Annotated in this window: 13 protein-coding genes and 4 tRNA genes; 9 read left to right on the top strand and 8 right to left on the bottom strand. The window is 41.6% G+C overall.

Features of this window, described 5'->3' with window-relative positions; genetic code table 11:
- The first annotated feature begins 22 nt into the window (after positions 1-22).
- From J5X96_RS03990 to J5X96_RS03970, 5 genes are read left to right on the top strand one after another with little or no spacing between them, the layout of a single operon-like run.
- On the top strand, positions 23-634 hold the full coding sequence (locus tag J5X96_RS03990) for a TIGR04211 family SH3 domain-containing protein (RefSeq protein WP_209364456.1): 612 nt from the start codon (positions 23-25) through the stop codon (positions 632-634).
- The gene (locus J5X96_RS03985; protein WP_209364455.1) at positions 634-1926 is read left to right on the top strand and encodes a multifunctional CCA addition/repair protein; all 1293 of its coding nucleotides are present in this window, start codon (positions 634-636) and stop codon (positions 1924-1926) included. The genes J5X96_RS03990 and J5X96_RS03985 overlap by 1 nt, the downstream gene beginning before the upstream one ends.
- A gap of 6 nt (positions 1927-1932) precedes the next feature.
- Complete coding sequence (lolB, locus tag J5X96_RS03980) at positions 1933-2559, top strand: lipoprotein insertase outer membrane protein LolB (protein ID WP_209364454.1); 627 nt, start codon at positions 1933-1935, stop codon at positions 2557-2559.
- A 3-nt stretch (positions 2560-2562) separates the two neighbouring features.
- Positions 2563-3489: a 4-(cytidine 5'-diphospho)-2-C-methyl-D-erythritol kinase gene (gene ispE, locus J5X96_RS03975; protein WP_209364453.1), complete on the top strand. Its 927-nt coding sequence runs from the start codon at positions 2563-2565 to the stop codon at positions 3487-3489.
- A 41-nt stretch (positions 3490-3530) separates the two neighbouring features.
- Positions 3531-4481: a ribose-phosphate pyrophosphokinase gene (locus J5X96_RS03970; protein WP_021615156.1), complete on the top strand. Its 951-nt coding sequence runs from the start codon at positions 3531-3533 to the stop codon at positions 4479-4481.
- A 281-nt stretch (positions 4482-4762) separates the two neighbouring features.
- Here J5X96_RS03970 and trxA read toward each other — a convergent pair whose 3' ends face one another.
- The 3 genes from trxA to J5X96_RS03955 all read right to left on the bottom strand — a co-directional run bounded on the left by trxA (position 4763) and on the right by J5X96_RS03955 (position 7331).
- Complete coding sequence (trxA, locus tag J5X96_RS03965; RefSeq protein ID WP_021615158.1) at positions 4763-5086, bottom strand: thioredoxin; 324 nt, start codon at positions 5084-5086, stop codon at positions 4763-4765.
- Between the two features lie 120 nt (positions 5087-5206).
- The gene (locus J5X96_RS03960) at positions 5207-6202 is read right to left on the bottom strand and encodes a 2-hydroxyacid dehydrogenase (protein WP_209364452.1); all 996 of its coding nucleotides are present in this window, start codon (positions 6200-6202) and stop codon (positions 5207-5209) included.
- A 19-nt stretch (positions 6203-6221) separates the two neighbouring features.
- A complete protein-coding gene (locus J5X96_RS03955; RefSeq protein ID WP_209364451.1) occupies positions 6222-7331 on the bottom strand; it encodes a methionine biosynthesis PLP-dependent protein in 1110 nt (369 codons plus the stop codon).
- Between the two features lie 241 nt (positions 7332-7572).
- On the opposite strand from J5X96_RS03955, the gene J5X96_RS03950 reads away from it, so the two are divergent.
- The 4 genes from J5X96_RS03950 (at position 7573) to J5X96_RS03935 (ending at position 7968) form a co-directional block, all read left to right on the top strand.
- Positions 7573-7648: transfer RNA gene (locus J5X96_RS03950), tRNA-Gly, on the top strand.
- Positions 7649-7655: 7 nt separating this feature from the next.
- Positions 7656-7729 (top strand) — tRNA-Cys (locus J5X96_RS03945).
- A 27-nt stretch (positions 7730-7756) separates the two neighbouring features.
- A tRNA-Leu gene (locus J5X96_RS03940) sits at positions 7757-7843 on the top strand.
- Between the two features lie 49 nt (positions 7844-7892).
- Positions 7893-7968 (top strand) — tRNA-Lys (locus J5X96_RS03935).
- A 624-nt stretch (positions 7969-8592) separates the two neighbouring features.
- On the opposite strand, the gene pal is transcribed toward J5X96_RS03935, so the two are convergent.
- The 5 genes from pal to tolQ all read right to left on the bottom strand — a co-directional run bounded on the left by pal (position 8593) and on the right by tolQ (position 12962).
- The gene (gene pal / locus J5X96_RS03930) at positions 8593-9054 is read right to left on the bottom strand and encodes a peptidoglycan-associated lipoprotein Pal (RefSeq protein WP_021615161.1); all 462 of its coding nucleotides are present in this window, start codon (positions 9052-9054) and stop codon (positions 8593-8595) included.
- Between the two features lie 14 nt (positions 9055-9068).
- Positions 9069-10349, bottom strand: a complete 1281-nt coding sequence (gene tolB / locus J5X96_RS03925) for a Tol-Pal system beta propeller repeat protein TolB (protein WP_021615162.1) — start codon at positions 10347-10349, stop codon at positions 9069-9071.
- A gap of 35 nt (positions 10350-10384) precedes the next feature.
- Positions 10385-11749 carry a cell envelope integrity protein TolA gene (gene tolA / locus J5X96_RS03920; protein ID WP_209364450.1) on the bottom strand — a complete coding sequence of 455 codons (1365 nt, stop codon included), beginning with the start codon at positions 11747-11749 and terminating at the stop codon, positions 10385-10387.
- Between the two features lie 18 nt (positions 11750-11767).
- Entirely contained in the window at positions 11768-12190 is a 423-nt protein-coding gene (tolR, locus tag J5X96_RS03915; protein WP_021615164.1) for a colicin uptake protein TolR, read from the bottom strand.
- 82 nt (positions 12191-12272) lie between these two features.
- Positions 12273-12962, bottom strand: a complete 690-nt coding sequence (gene tolQ / locus J5X96_RS03910) for a protein TolQ (protein WP_021615165.1) — start codon at positions 12960-12962, stop codon at positions 12273-12275.
- Positions 12963-12975 lie beyond the last annotated feature (13 nt).

Genomic DNA, 12975 nt, shown 5'->3' with positions numbered 1-12975 from the left:
TATACAATAGAAGGGGTTCAATATGAAAAAAGTCATGCATTATTTGCTTGCGCCTTTTTTTTTAAGTGTTGGAATTTCTGCCGCTTATGCAGAAACACAATATGTTACAGAAAATCTTTCTACTTTTTTACGTAAAGGTGCCGGAGAACAATTTAAAATTGCAGGCTCAATTCAAGCCGGTGAAGCCGTCACTGTGCTTGATAAAAAAGATCGCTATACACTGATTCGTGACAGCAAAAATCGTGAAGCGTGGATTCTTAGTAGTGAACTCAGCCCGAATACCAGCAGCAAGCTGGAAAACCCAAAACTCAAAAGCCAGATTCAAGAATTAAGCTTAAAACTCAATCGATTAGATGACGCTTGGCAACAACGTACGGCAGAAATGCAACGTCGAACCAAACAAGCGGAACAACAAAGCAGCGAATTACTAGAACAAAATTCGCAACTCAAACGCGAATTAGAAATCACAAAAAATAAAAACCGTGATTTAGAAGCCATGTTGGATGCCGGTAAACGCGAAATTGCTATTCAATGGTTTATTTACGGCGGTTCCGTATTGGGTGTCGGCTTATTAATCGGTTTAATCCTGCCATTAATCATGCCAAAACGCCGTCGTCGTGATGGTTGGGCATAATGATTAAGACGCCATTTCACGTTTATTTGGTTGGTGGCGCAGTGCGTGACCAACTTCTCAACCTGCCGGTAAAAGATCGCGATTGGGTCATTGTGGGCGCAACACCACAAAGCTTGATCGATCTCGGTTATCAACAAGTCGGCAAAGACTTTCCTGTCTTTCTCCATCCGCAAAGCAAAGAAGAATATGCACTCGCGCGCACTGAGCGTAAATCCGGTCAAGGTTATACGGGCTTTATTTGTGACTTTTCCGCCGATATTACCCTTGAGCAAGATTTAATTCGTCGCGATCTCACCATTAACGCCATGGCACAGGATTTACAAGGCAATTTATACGATCCTTATCATGGTGCCGATGATTTACAACAGCGTATTTTACGCCACGTTTCCCCGGCGTTTGTGGAAGATCCCTTGCGCGTATTACGCGTTGCTCGCTTTGCCGCACGCTATCATCATTTGGGATTTACCATTGCACCGGAAACCTTGCAATTAATGCAAACACTCACGCAGCAAGGCGAATTGCAACATCTCACCGCTGAACGAGTTTGGGCAGAAACAGAAAAAGCGCTCAATGAGAAAAATCCTGAAATCTATTTCGAAACCTTGCGTCAGGTGGGCGCCCTTGCCGTCTTATTCCCGGAATTAGATGCCTTATATGGTGTGCCAAACCCTGCCAAATATCATCCTGAAATTGACAGTTTTGTGCACACCATGATGGTACTACAACAAGCCACCTTGCTTTCCGAACAGGTAGATTGCCATAAAAGTGCGGTGCGTTTTGCCGCCATTTGTCATGATTTAGGCAAAGCAAAAACGCCAAAATCCAATTGGCCACATCATCATGGTCATGAAAAACTGGGTATTGTCCCCACCCGCAATCTGTGCAAACGTCTTAAAGTCCCGTCCTATTATCAACAACTGGCGGAGCTAACTTGTGAATACCATACGCATATTCACAAAATCGTTGAACTTCGCCCGGAAACGGTGGTGAAACTGTTTAATACCTTTGATGTGTGGCGTAAACCATTACGTTTTATGGAATTTCTCTTAGTATGTTTTGCCGATACCCGAGGTAGAAAGGGCTTTGAACATAGCCAATACCCACAACAAGAATTTGCCTTGGCGTTATACCAAGCCGCATTAAAAGTGGATATTCAGTCCATTATCGCCGCAGGTTTTGAACATAAAGCCATTCGCGATCATCTGAATCGCGGTCGTATTTTCGCCGTAAAACAAAAACGTGCGGAAATCTTACCGCACTTTTCTCCCCCAACGATCACTCAGGAAAAATAACGACTTATGAAAACTCTAACCTCTTATTTGTGGATGCTATTTATCGGTTTACTCTTAACCGGTTGTGTCGTCACCGATGAACAACGCCCAACGGATGTCAAACATATCGACAGCACCGATCCGACTTGGCAACAACATTTGCAACAAATTAAACGAATTGAAGGCTATCAAGCCTTAGGGCAGCTTGGCTATATCAGCAAAAAAGAACGGTTTTCTACTCGTTTTGACTGGCAATACCATAATCCACAAAATTATACGTTGAAATTGTATTCAACCCTCAGTAGTGAAACGCTGCAAATTCAAATGCATGCCCAAGGCATGACCATTTCCGATAATAAAGGGCGTCAACGTTCTGCCGCAGATGCCAAACTGTTATTGCGGGAAATTATTGGCATGGACTTCCCATTGGATCAATTTGCTTTTTGGTTAAAAGGACAACCAAAAGATAACGATGATTATCATGTGGGGGAAAATCATCTGCTTGCCTCGTTCACGCATTTCTTTGACGGTAAAACGTGGACGGCGGATTATTTGTCTTATCAATCCAGCTCTCAACCACCAATGCCGGAAAATATCTTGCTGAAAACTGACGGACAAACGCTGAAAATCCGTGTTGATGAATGGAAATTCTAAGGCATGAAAACATATCAATTTTCCACCGCACTTTTATCTCATCCGTCATTGGAAAGCGCACAACCGTTACGCTTTCCTTGCCCGGCTAAATTAAATCTTTTCTTATACATCAATGGCAAACGCCCCGATGGCTACCATGAATTACAAACATTATTTCAATTTTTAGACTTTGGTGATTGGCTATCAATTAAAGTGAGAAATGATGGCAAAATTAATTTAGTCTCATCCATTCCTGATTTAAACGTAGAAGATAACTTAATTTATCGTGCCGCAACCTTGCTTCAACGCCATACTAATACGTCACTTGGTGCCGATCTGGAATTGGATAAAATTTTGCCGATTGGTGGTGGTGTCGGCGGTGGTTCATCCAATGCAGCAACCACTTTAGTGGCATTAAATGATTTATGGAAAACAGGTTTAACGACTGAAGAATTAGCCCAATTGGGCTTAAGCTTAGGGGCGGATGTGCCGATCTTTGTGCATGGCAAGGCCGCATTTGCCGAGGGCGTCGGTGAACAAATCACTTATTGTGAAGTACCGGAAAAATGGTATGTCGTGCTCAAACCGAATGTTTCCATTTCCACGGCTGTTGTATTTTCGGATCCTGCTTTACCACGGCAAACACCAAAGAAACCGTTGTCACAATTACTCCAAGAAGAATACGCAAACGATTGCGAAAAAGTTGTTCGTGATCATTATTCTGAGGTTGAAGAATTGCTTAACTGGTTGGTAAAATATGCACCGGCCAGACTCACCGGAACCGGCGCTTGTGTTTTTGCAGAATTTGATGATGAAAAATCTGCACAATGGGTTCTTGAGACAAAGCCCCAAAATTGCTTTGGCTTTGTTGCAAAAGGATTAAACCTTTCTCCATTACATGCCATGTTACAACGCACAAATGTTGAAAATTTGCCCGGCTCAAGCCACTAATACTTACTTAATAAATCTATAACTCCCGAGGTTAAACGAATATGCCTGATATTAAACTCTTCGCCGGTAATGCAACACCGGAACTCGCCAAACGTATTTCAATATGCTTAAAAACCAAATTAAGCGATGCAACCGTTGGCCGTTTTAGTGACGGTGAAGTGCAAGTGCAAATTAATGAAAATGTTCGTGGTAGCGATGTATTCATTATCCAATCCACCTGTGCACCCACCAATGACAACTTAATGGAATTGTTAGTAATGGTTGATGCACTGCGTCGCGCTTCTGCAGGCCGTATTACCGCTGTGGTGCCTTATTTCGGCTATGCCCGCCAAGATCGCCGTGTTCGTTCTGCGCGTGTGCCAATTACCGCAAAAGTGGTGGCAGATTTCTTATCCGGTGTCGGCGTTGACCGTGTATTAACCTGTGATTTACACGCAGAACAAATCCAAGGATTCTTTGATGTGCCGGTGGATAACGTATTCGGCTCTCCGGTGTTAATTGAAGATATTTTAAAGAAAACTGACTTAGTGAATCCAATCGTGGTCTCTCCGGACATTGGCGGTGTTGTGCGTGCCCGTGCTGTGGCGAAACTATTAAATGATACGGATATGGCAATCATCGATAAACGTCGCCCACGTGCTAACGTTTCTCAAGTCATGCATATTATCGGGGATGTGGCTGATCGCGACTGTATCTTGGTAGATGACATGATCGATACCGGTGGTACTTTATGCAAAGCCGCGGAAGCATTAAAAGAACGTGGCGCAAAACGTGTATTTGCTTATGCGACTCATGCGGTTTTCTCCGGTTCCGCAGCAAAAAATCTTGCCAGTGATGCCCTTGATGAAATCGTTGTGACCGATACCATTCCTCTTACCGATGAAATTATCGCATTAGGAAAAGTGCGTGCCTTAACGCTTTCAAAAATGCTCGCCGAAGCGATTCGCCGTATCAGTAATGAAGAATCTATTTCAGCGATGTTTGATGAATAAGGCATAAATAAACGCTAATACATTCAAATCTTCTTTATTGCGCCTAAGTTAATGTAATGCATTAAGTTGGGCGTTTTTCTTAGATAAACCCAATGATCTTTGATGAGTAAAACGGCAGGACAAGTTTCTGGAAGTGATATCAATCGGAGAATTGAGGGTTTCTACATTCAATTAAAGGGCTGATACCCTCCTTTAGAAAACATTTTAAGATAAATTAATCTGACAGCAACAAATCTTAGAAGTCGCTGCCAGATTCAGTATTATCTTCGCTTCAAAATGCGTTAGATATTTTGATTGATGAATGCGGCTAATTGATTTTTAGGCAATGCACCTACTTGGCTTGCTACCGGTTTGCCGTCTTTGAACAACAATAATGTCGGGATGCTACGAACACCGAATTGTGCCGGTGTGGCTTGATTGTCGTCGATATTGATTTTCACAATCTTTACTTTACCGGCAAATTCAACTGCCAACTCGTCTAAAACTGGGGCAATCATTTTGCACGGACCACACCATGGTGCCCAAAAATCTAACAATACCGGCACGTCGGAATTGACCACATCGGCTACGAAAGTCGCATCGCTGGAATGTAATACTTCACTCATTTTTCTGTCCTTATTTCTTTTGATGAATCATGCCATTTGATCTGGCATTGCTTGTTTAAGTGTCTGCGCATAATAGCATAGCGTAGAGCCATTCGCACAAATTAGTTTAATTGCTGAAAACTAAGATGGTAGCACCTTGTTATCACAAGGCTTACCGCGCCCCACCGCATAAATATTTGATAAGGTCACATCGGCAATACTGGTTAACGCTTCTTCTGTTAAAAAGGCTTGATGCCCAGTGAGTAAGACATTGTGACAAGATGATAAGCGGCGGAAAACATCATCTAAAATGACTTCATTAGATTTGTCTTCAAAGAATAAATCTCTTTCGTTTTCATACACATCCATTCCTAAAGAACCGATTTTACGTTGTTTTAACGCATCAATCGCAGCTTGCGTATCAATTAAAGTGCCACGACTGGTGTTAATAATCATGACGCCATCTTTCATTTTGGCAAACGCATCACGATTTAATAAATGGTAGTTTTCCGGTGTAGCAGGGCAGTGCAACGTAATGATATGTGAACGATGATAAATTTCATCTAACGTCACATATTCCGCTCCGAGCTCTTCTGCTGCCTTATTTTTAAATGGATCATACGCCAAAATATGCATACCGAACCCTTTTAGAATGCGCATAACCGCCACACCAATCTTACCGGTACCAATCACCCCAACAGTTCGGCCATGCATATTAAAACCTATCAACCCTTCCAAAGAAAAGTTCGCTTCACGAGTGCGTTGATAAGCGCGGTGAATACGGCGATTTAACGTCAGCATTAACCCAACCGTATGTTCCGCGACAGCTTCCGGTGAGTAGGCCGGTACACGAACCACGGTTAAGCCTAGCTCTTGTGCCGCTTTTAAATCCACATTATTAAAGCCGGCACAACGTAATGCGATAATTTTTACGCCAAGTGTGGCCAGTTTTTCCAATACTTTTCTGCTCCCGTCATCATTGACAAAAATGCATACAGCATCACAATGTTCCGCCATTTTTGCTGTTCGCTCGCTAAGCATAAAATCAAAAAACTCTAGCACCAGCCCATACTTAGCATTAATTAATTCTAAATACTTTCGGTCATAACTTTTTGTACTGTACACCGCAACTTTCATTTTGCCCTCCCTGAATGACTTATTTAAGTTGTGCAAACGCCTGCATTAAATCCGCTTTAATATCCTCAATGTTTTCTAATCCTACTGAAAAACGCAATAGATTATTTGTAATACCGCGAGCAATACGCTCCGCTTCAGGAATATCCATGTGCGTTTGCGTTGCCGGATAGGTAATAAAACTTTCCGTGCCGCCAAGGCTTTCAGCAAAGGTAATCAATTTAATGGCTTTTAAGAAAGTATTTACCCAATTTTCATCCTGTAAACGGAAAGAGAGCATTCCCCCCTTATTTGGGTATAACACATCTTTAACTTGTGGCTGTTGGCGTAAAAATTCGGCAACCGCTTTCGCATTTTCTTCATGACGTTGCATGCGTAAAGCTAAAGTCTTCATGCCTCGAATGGTTAACCAAGAATCAAATGGTGATAGCACCGGACCGGAACCATTTTGAATGTAAAATAGACGATCACATAATTCCTGCCCTTTCGCCACAATTAAACCAACCAATACATCATTATGACCGGCAATATACTTCGTACCACTCTGGATAACAATGTCTGCACCATGCTCCATTGGACGGAACAACACCGGTGTTAAGAACGTATTATCCACAATAAGTAATAAATTGTGTTTTTTCGCCACCTTCGCAATCGCATCCACATCACATTCTTCCATTAACGGATTAGAAGGGGTTTCAATAAAAATAGCTTTGGTATTTGGCGTAATCGCCGCCTCAATCTCACTGACAGACGCTGTATTCACATAGACCGGTTTCACACCGTGCGTATTTTTATAGCAAAAATCCAATAATCGATAGGTGCCACCATATACATCGCTGGATACAATCCACTCATCCGGTGAGGTAAAGAGAGACATTAGTAATTGAATTGCCGCCATACCGGAAGAACAAGCAAATCCGCGATCACCTTTTTCTAATTTAGCAATGGTTTCCTCTAGTACACTGCGGGTCGGGTTTTTCGTTCTTGTGTAATCAAATCCGGTACTTTCACCGATGCCATGATGCCCATAAGCCGTAGAAAGGAAAATTGGTGTGGAAACTGCACCGGTCCGCGCATCTGTACGATTACCGGCTTGAGCCAATAAGGTATCAATCTCATATTCTTGCGTCATAAATCCTCCGATAAAATAACAAAATTTTATACCGCACTTTTGATAAAAATCGTGCATGCATTTTGGCACAAAGCACAATGTGATTAAAGGAGATTTTTATAACGGTTTCATCAAATAAATGAAAAATTTACCATTGAAATTTTAAAATTTGCATTTTTTTTCAACAAACACATTTATTTTTCTAAATTGTTTATTGACAGTGAGACATAAGTCAGTAAAATGCACGCCACTAACAGCGAATGCGGGAATAGCTCAGTTGGTAGAGCACGACCTTGCCAAGGTCGGGGTCGCGAGTTCGAGCCTCGTTTCCCGCTCCAAACTAACGGCGTGTTAGCAAAGCGGTTATGCACTGGATTGCAAATCCATGTAGCTCGGTTCGACTCCGGGACACGCCTCCATAACCTTTTAGCGCAGTTAGTTATTTTGCCCGAGTGGTGGAATCGGTAGACACAAGGGATTTAAAATCCCTCGCCTTTCGAGGCGTGCCAGTTCAAGTCTGGCCTCGGGCACCATTTTAAAGATAAGTTATTCTTTAAAATCCTCCAAATAAATCATATCGTTGGGTCGTTAGCTCAGTCGGTAGAGCAGCGGACTTTTAATCCGTTGGTCGAAGGTTCGAATCCTTCACGACCCACCAAACCAATAAATATTTTCAGATTAATTTCCTAGCGTATCATTTTTTTGTGTAAATGTTCTTCATTCAAGTAAATGAATTGTGAATACTAGCTACTTTTTAAAAGTAACATCATCCTACTCTTACCTGCTCTAATATCCCTAGCAAAAGCAAAAATGTTTCAATGGAATTCTTAATCTCTTTATTAGCTTGCCTTTAAAATCGTACACAATGTTAAATCCGATAATAAACCATAAACGAATAATTTAAGACTATGTTATAATCAACCCGTTTTTTATTAACAAATTAGGTACCTCATGAAAAAACTACTCTTTATACTTGCTGGCATATTAGCAATCACGGCTTGCTCTCAACCCAAAGATATCTATTTTAACGGATCCGAGGGATCTCACTCTGGACTAAAATACGATAAAACAACGAAAACCATTGGGATAAACCCATAGTTCTCTAAAAAGTGCAGTAAAACTGCATTTTATACTGTTATACACAGATTATAGGGAACACTCTCCTATAGCTTTTCACAGGTTCAGAGGCATCATGTGAATCTTAGAGAAAGATAATTTTCATTCTTTCTTCCATAATAAAAAACCGAGCATAAGCTCGGCTTTTTTATTCGTCTTGCAAGAATTAGTATGCTAACACAGCACGACGGTTTTTAGAGTAAGCAGCTTCATCATGACCTAACACTGCTGGTTTTTCTTCACCGTAAGAAACGGTAGAGATTTGGCTGCCTTGAACACCTTTAGAGGTTAAGAAGCTTTGCACTGCGTGCGCACGACGCTCACCTAATGCCATGTTGTATTCTGGTGTACCACGTTCATCGGTGTTACCTTCAACACGAACACTTGTTGCTGGAGTAGCTGTCAAGTATGCAGCATGCGCATCTAAGATTTGAGCATATTCGCCTTCAATATTGTATTTATCAAAACCGAAATATACAGTGTTATAACGTTGTTGCAAATCTTGAACAGAATAGCCGCCAAAAGTTTGGCCATTACCATTACCGTTTTCAGTTTTATTTGAAGATCCGCAAGCTGCTAATACAGCTACAGAACCAGCAACTAACAATGCTTTGGTTAATTTATTCATTGAATTCTCCTTGTTTATTTAGTTAAGTATGGTGACCAAGCTGGAAATTTCACTTGTCCATCATTTCCTGGTAAACGTGCTTTAAAGCGACCGTCTGTGGACACTAATTGTAGCACCTTTCCCAAGCCTTGGGTAGAGCTGTAAATAATCATAATACCATTAGGTGAAATACTCGGACTTTCATCTAAAAAAGTTGAACTTAGCACTTCGGAGCTACCTGATGCCAAATCTTGTTTCACGATGCTATTACTTCCATCTACCATCACTAACGTATTGCCATCTGCGCTGATTTGGCCACTACCACGTCCACCAACTAAAGATACACCGCCACCGGTTGCACTCATACGGTAAACTTGCGGAGAGCCGCCTCTGTCGGAGGTGAACACGATTGATTGGCCATCAGGCGACCAAGATGGTTCGGTATTATTGCCGGCGCCACTGGTTAACTGAGAAACCTGTCCACTACCCAAATTTATTACATAAATATTTAATACGCCATCTTTTGAAGACGCAAAAGCTAATCTTGAGCCATCCGGAGAAAATGCCGGCGCCCCATTATGTCCAGGGAATGAAGCGACGACCTTACGCGCCATGGATCCCAAATCTTGTAAAATAATTTGCGCTTTTTTATTTTCAAAAGAAACATAAGCAAGTTTTTTGCCGTCAGGAGACCATGCCGGAGACATAAATGGCTGGGAACTCTTATTAATAATGAATTGATTAAACCCATCATAATCTGCTACACGAACTTCGTAAGGCTGAGAGCCCCCATTTTTTTGTACAACATACGCAATACGGGTTCTAAATGCACCGCGAATACCGGTTAATTTTTCAAAGGACTCATCACTCACCGTATGAGCACCATAACGCAGCCATTTTTGTGTAACCGTATATTGATTTTGTGAAAGAATCGAACCGGCACTTCCCATGGTATCCACTAATTGATATGCAATATCAAAGCCTCCATTGGATGGGGTAACTTGCCCAACAATAACCGCTTCAATACCTTGTGCAGACCAAAGTTGAGGATTAACCTCTGCAGCAGAAGTCGGTTGCTGAGGCATTTTACTTACTTCCATCGGATTAAATTTTCCGCTATTGCGCAAATCATCGGCGATAATCTTTGCAATATCTGCTGGTGCACTGCCTGGACCATTCCATTTAAACGGCACCACAGCAATTGGTCGAGCAGAATCCATTACCTCATCAATTACGATACGTACTTCTGCCTGCGCTACGGACGATAGCCCTAATAGCATGATCAATAAACTAAAAATTCGAATAACAATTTTCATTTGTTCTCCTATCATTTTAAAAACGCAATAAAAAATTACCGCACTTTTCTTGGGTCAAATCCAAGTGTAAAACTCTTAAACATTTGATACTCTTCCGGTGTTGGCGCTCTACGCATTTTTTTCGCTTGTGAAATCGCATTTAATGCTGCAGCACATAAATCATTTGGTCCGGATTTTTTCTCATATGACAAAATAGTTCCATCACTCGAAATTTCCATTTTAATATCGCAAACCTTGCCGATAAATCGATTATCGCCACGAAAATACGGTTTTATCGAAGAGTAAACAATGCCGGCATAGGCCGAGCCGGTTTTACCACCGTCACCCGCCCCCATGGATGCACCTGCACCAAGGCTTCCTTGTTTATTTGCATTACCACCTCGTGTTGCGCTACCTCCACCGACATCACCGCCATTAAAGAAATCATCTAGCGCATTTTGATCTGCTTTCCGTTGAGCATCGGCTTTCGCCTTAGCTTCAGCCTCTGCCTTCGCTTTTGCATCTGCTTTTGCTTTGGCTTCCGCTTTTGCTTTCGCTTCGGCATCCGCCTTTGCTTTAGCCTCTGCTTTTGCCTTAGCTTCTGCGTCCGCTTTTGCTTTAGCCTCAGCTTGTGCCTTAGCTTCTGCATCGGCTTTTGCTTTAGCCTCGGCTTTTGCCTTAGCTTCTGCATCGGCTTTTGCTTTCGCCTCAGCTTTTGCCTTAGCTTCCGCATCCGCTTTTGCTTTAGCCTCTGCGTCAGCTTTCACCTTGGCTTCCGCTTCAGCCTTTGCTTTAGCTTCTTGTTTTGCTTTTTCAATAGCTGCAGCCTTCGCTTTTGCCTCTTCTTCCGCTTGTTTTGCCGCAGCAGCTAACCGTTTTGCTTCAGCATCTGCTTTTAATTTAGCCGCCTCAGCAGCTTGTTTAGCCTTAGCTTCCTCAGCTTGCTTTTGTTTTTCAAGAGCTTCCAGACGGGCTTTTTCTTCCTGCTGTTTTTTCTGCTCAGCTAATAATTTTTGTTTTTCCTGCTCTTTTTGTTGTTCCAGTGCTTTTTGTCGAGCAATTTCTTCTTGGCGTTGTTGCTCTTCTTTTAACGCCTCTTGTTGTTTTTGTTCTTGTTCTTGTTGTTTTTGTTCTTCCTGTTTTTGCGCTTGTTCTTCCTGTTTTTTATCTTCTAAAGATTGTTTTTTTTGCTTTTCAGCTTGACCTTTTTTCTGCTGTTGAATTCGACCCCATTCTTGTGCAGCAGAACCGGTATCAACCATGACTGCGCCAATCACTTCGCCATCATCACCTTCTCCGCCGCCCATAATATCAACGTTATGATAGAGCGAGCTCAAAATTAATAACACAAATAAAGCCAAGTGCATTATGATCGAAATCACAACGGCATTAACATCGCCTTTTTGTCGCTTATTCTGCACACTCGTTACCTATATTTATTAAATGGGATTTGTCATTAATCCAACTGATTTAATGCCGGCAAGGTGAAGTAAATTCAGTGCTTTAATCACCTCTTCATAAGGCACATCCTTTGCACCACCAACTAAGAACATCGTATTGTTATCTTTATCAAACTCTTGTTTTGATAATTGGGTAACCATATCTTCAGTTAAATTTTCTGTACGGTTACCACCAATTGAAATGGCATACTGCCCCACACCCGATACCTCTAAAATAACCGGTGTTTTGTCTTCAGTAGACACATTTTGGCTTTGCACGGCATCCGGCAATTCAACTTCTACACTTTGACTAATAATAGGCGCCGTAGCCATAAAAATTAAAACCAATACTAAAAGCACGTCCAAAAATGGCACAATATTGATTTCAGATTTGATATCGCGACGCTGACGACGATAAGACATATCAACCCTCTAAACTGAGAATTCTAAAAACAGCTAAAATAATGACCGCACTTTATCAAAATGCGGTGAGAACTCGTTACAATTAATTATGATGCGTTTTACCAAACACTTGACGATGTAAGATCGTTGTAAACTCATCAATAAAATTGCCGTAGTTTTGCTCTAATTTATTTACACGTAAACTTAAACGGTTATAAGCCATAACAGCCGGAATTGCCGCAAACAAACCAATCGCTGTTGCAATTAACGCTTCGGCAATTCCTGGTGCAACCATTTGCAATGTCGCTTGTTTTGCTCCGCTTAACGACATGAATGCGTGCATAATCCCCCAAACCGTACCAAAAAGACCGATATATGGGCTAATGGATGCGACGGTTGCCAAGAATGGAACGCGTGTTTCAATATCTTCAATTTCGCGATTCATAGATAAATTCATTGCACGGGTACTTCCTTTAATGATAGCTTCCGGTGCATCTGGGTTTGCCTGTTTTAAACGCGTAAACTCTTTAAAACCAACATAAAAAATCTGTTCGCTACCGGTTAATCCATCACGACGATTAGACAACCCTTCATATAATTTATTTAAATCCTCGCCCGACCAAAAGCGTTCTTCAAATACCATAGATTCTCTTAAGGCTTTTGTTAACACACGGCTACGCTGAATAATAATTGCCCAAGAGGTGATTGAGAAAGCGATAAGAATCAGAATCACTAACTGAACAACGATACTCGCTTTTAGAAACAAATCTAAAAAGTTTAACTCTGCGGTCATTATATGCTCCGAA

This window comes from Aggregatibacter sp. 2125159857 (assembly GCF_017798005.1).
Taxonomy (GTDB): domain Bacteria; phylum Pseudomonadota; class Gammaproteobacteria; order Enterobacterales; family Pasteurellaceae; genus Aggregatibacter.
This window is presented reverse-complemented; position numbering and strand designations above follow the sequence as displayed.

Excerpts from the sequence above, each read along its gene's own strand:
- J5X96_RS03990 (WP_209364456.1), top strand. The coding sequence starts at position 23 with ATGAAAAAAGTCATGCATTATTTGCTTGCGCCTTTTTTTTTAAGTGTT.
- J5X96_RS03985 (WP_209364455.1), top strand. The coding sequence starts at position 634 with ATGATTAAGACGCCATTTCACGTTTATTTGGTTGGTGGCGCAGTGCGT.
- lolB (WP_209364454.1), top strand. The coding sequence starts at position 1,933 with ATGAAAACTCTAACCTCTTATTTGTGGATGCTATTTATCGGTTTACTC.
- ispE (WP_209364453.1), top strand. The coding sequence starts at position 2,563 with ATGAAAACATATCAATTTTCCACCGCACTTTTATCTCATCCGTCATTG.
- J5X96_RS03970 (WP_021615156.1), top strand. The coding sequence starts at position 3,531 with ATGCCTGATATTAAACTCTTCGCCGGTAATGCAACACCGGAACTCGCC.
- trxA (WP_021615158.1), bottom strand. The coding sequence starts at position 5,086 with ATGAGTGAAGTATTACATTCCAGCGATGCGACTTTCGTAGCCGATGTG.
- J5X96_RS03960 (WP_209364452.1), bottom strand. The coding sequence starts at position 6,202 with ATGAAAGTTGCGGTGTACAGTACAAAAAGTTATGACCGAAAGTATTTA.
- J5X96_RS03955 (WP_209364451.1), bottom strand. The coding sequence starts at position 7,331 with ATGACGCAAGAATATGAGATTGATACCTTATTGGCTCAAGCCGGTAAT.
- pal (WP_021615161.1), bottom strand. The coding sequence starts at position 9,054 with ATGAATAAATTAACCAAAGCATTGTTAGTTGCTGGTTCTGTAGCTGTA.
- tolB (WP_021615162.1), bottom strand. The coding sequence starts at position 10,349 with ATGAAAATTGTTATTCGAATTTTTAGTTTATTGATCATGCTATTAGGG.
- tolR (WP_021615164.1), bottom strand. The coding sequence starts at position 12,190 with ATGTCTTATCGTCGTCAGCGTCGCGATATCAAATCTGAAATCAATATT.
- tolQ (WP_021615165.1), bottom strand. The coding sequence starts at position 12,962 with ATGACCGCAGAGTTAAACTTTTTAGATTTGTTTCTAAAAGCGAGTATC.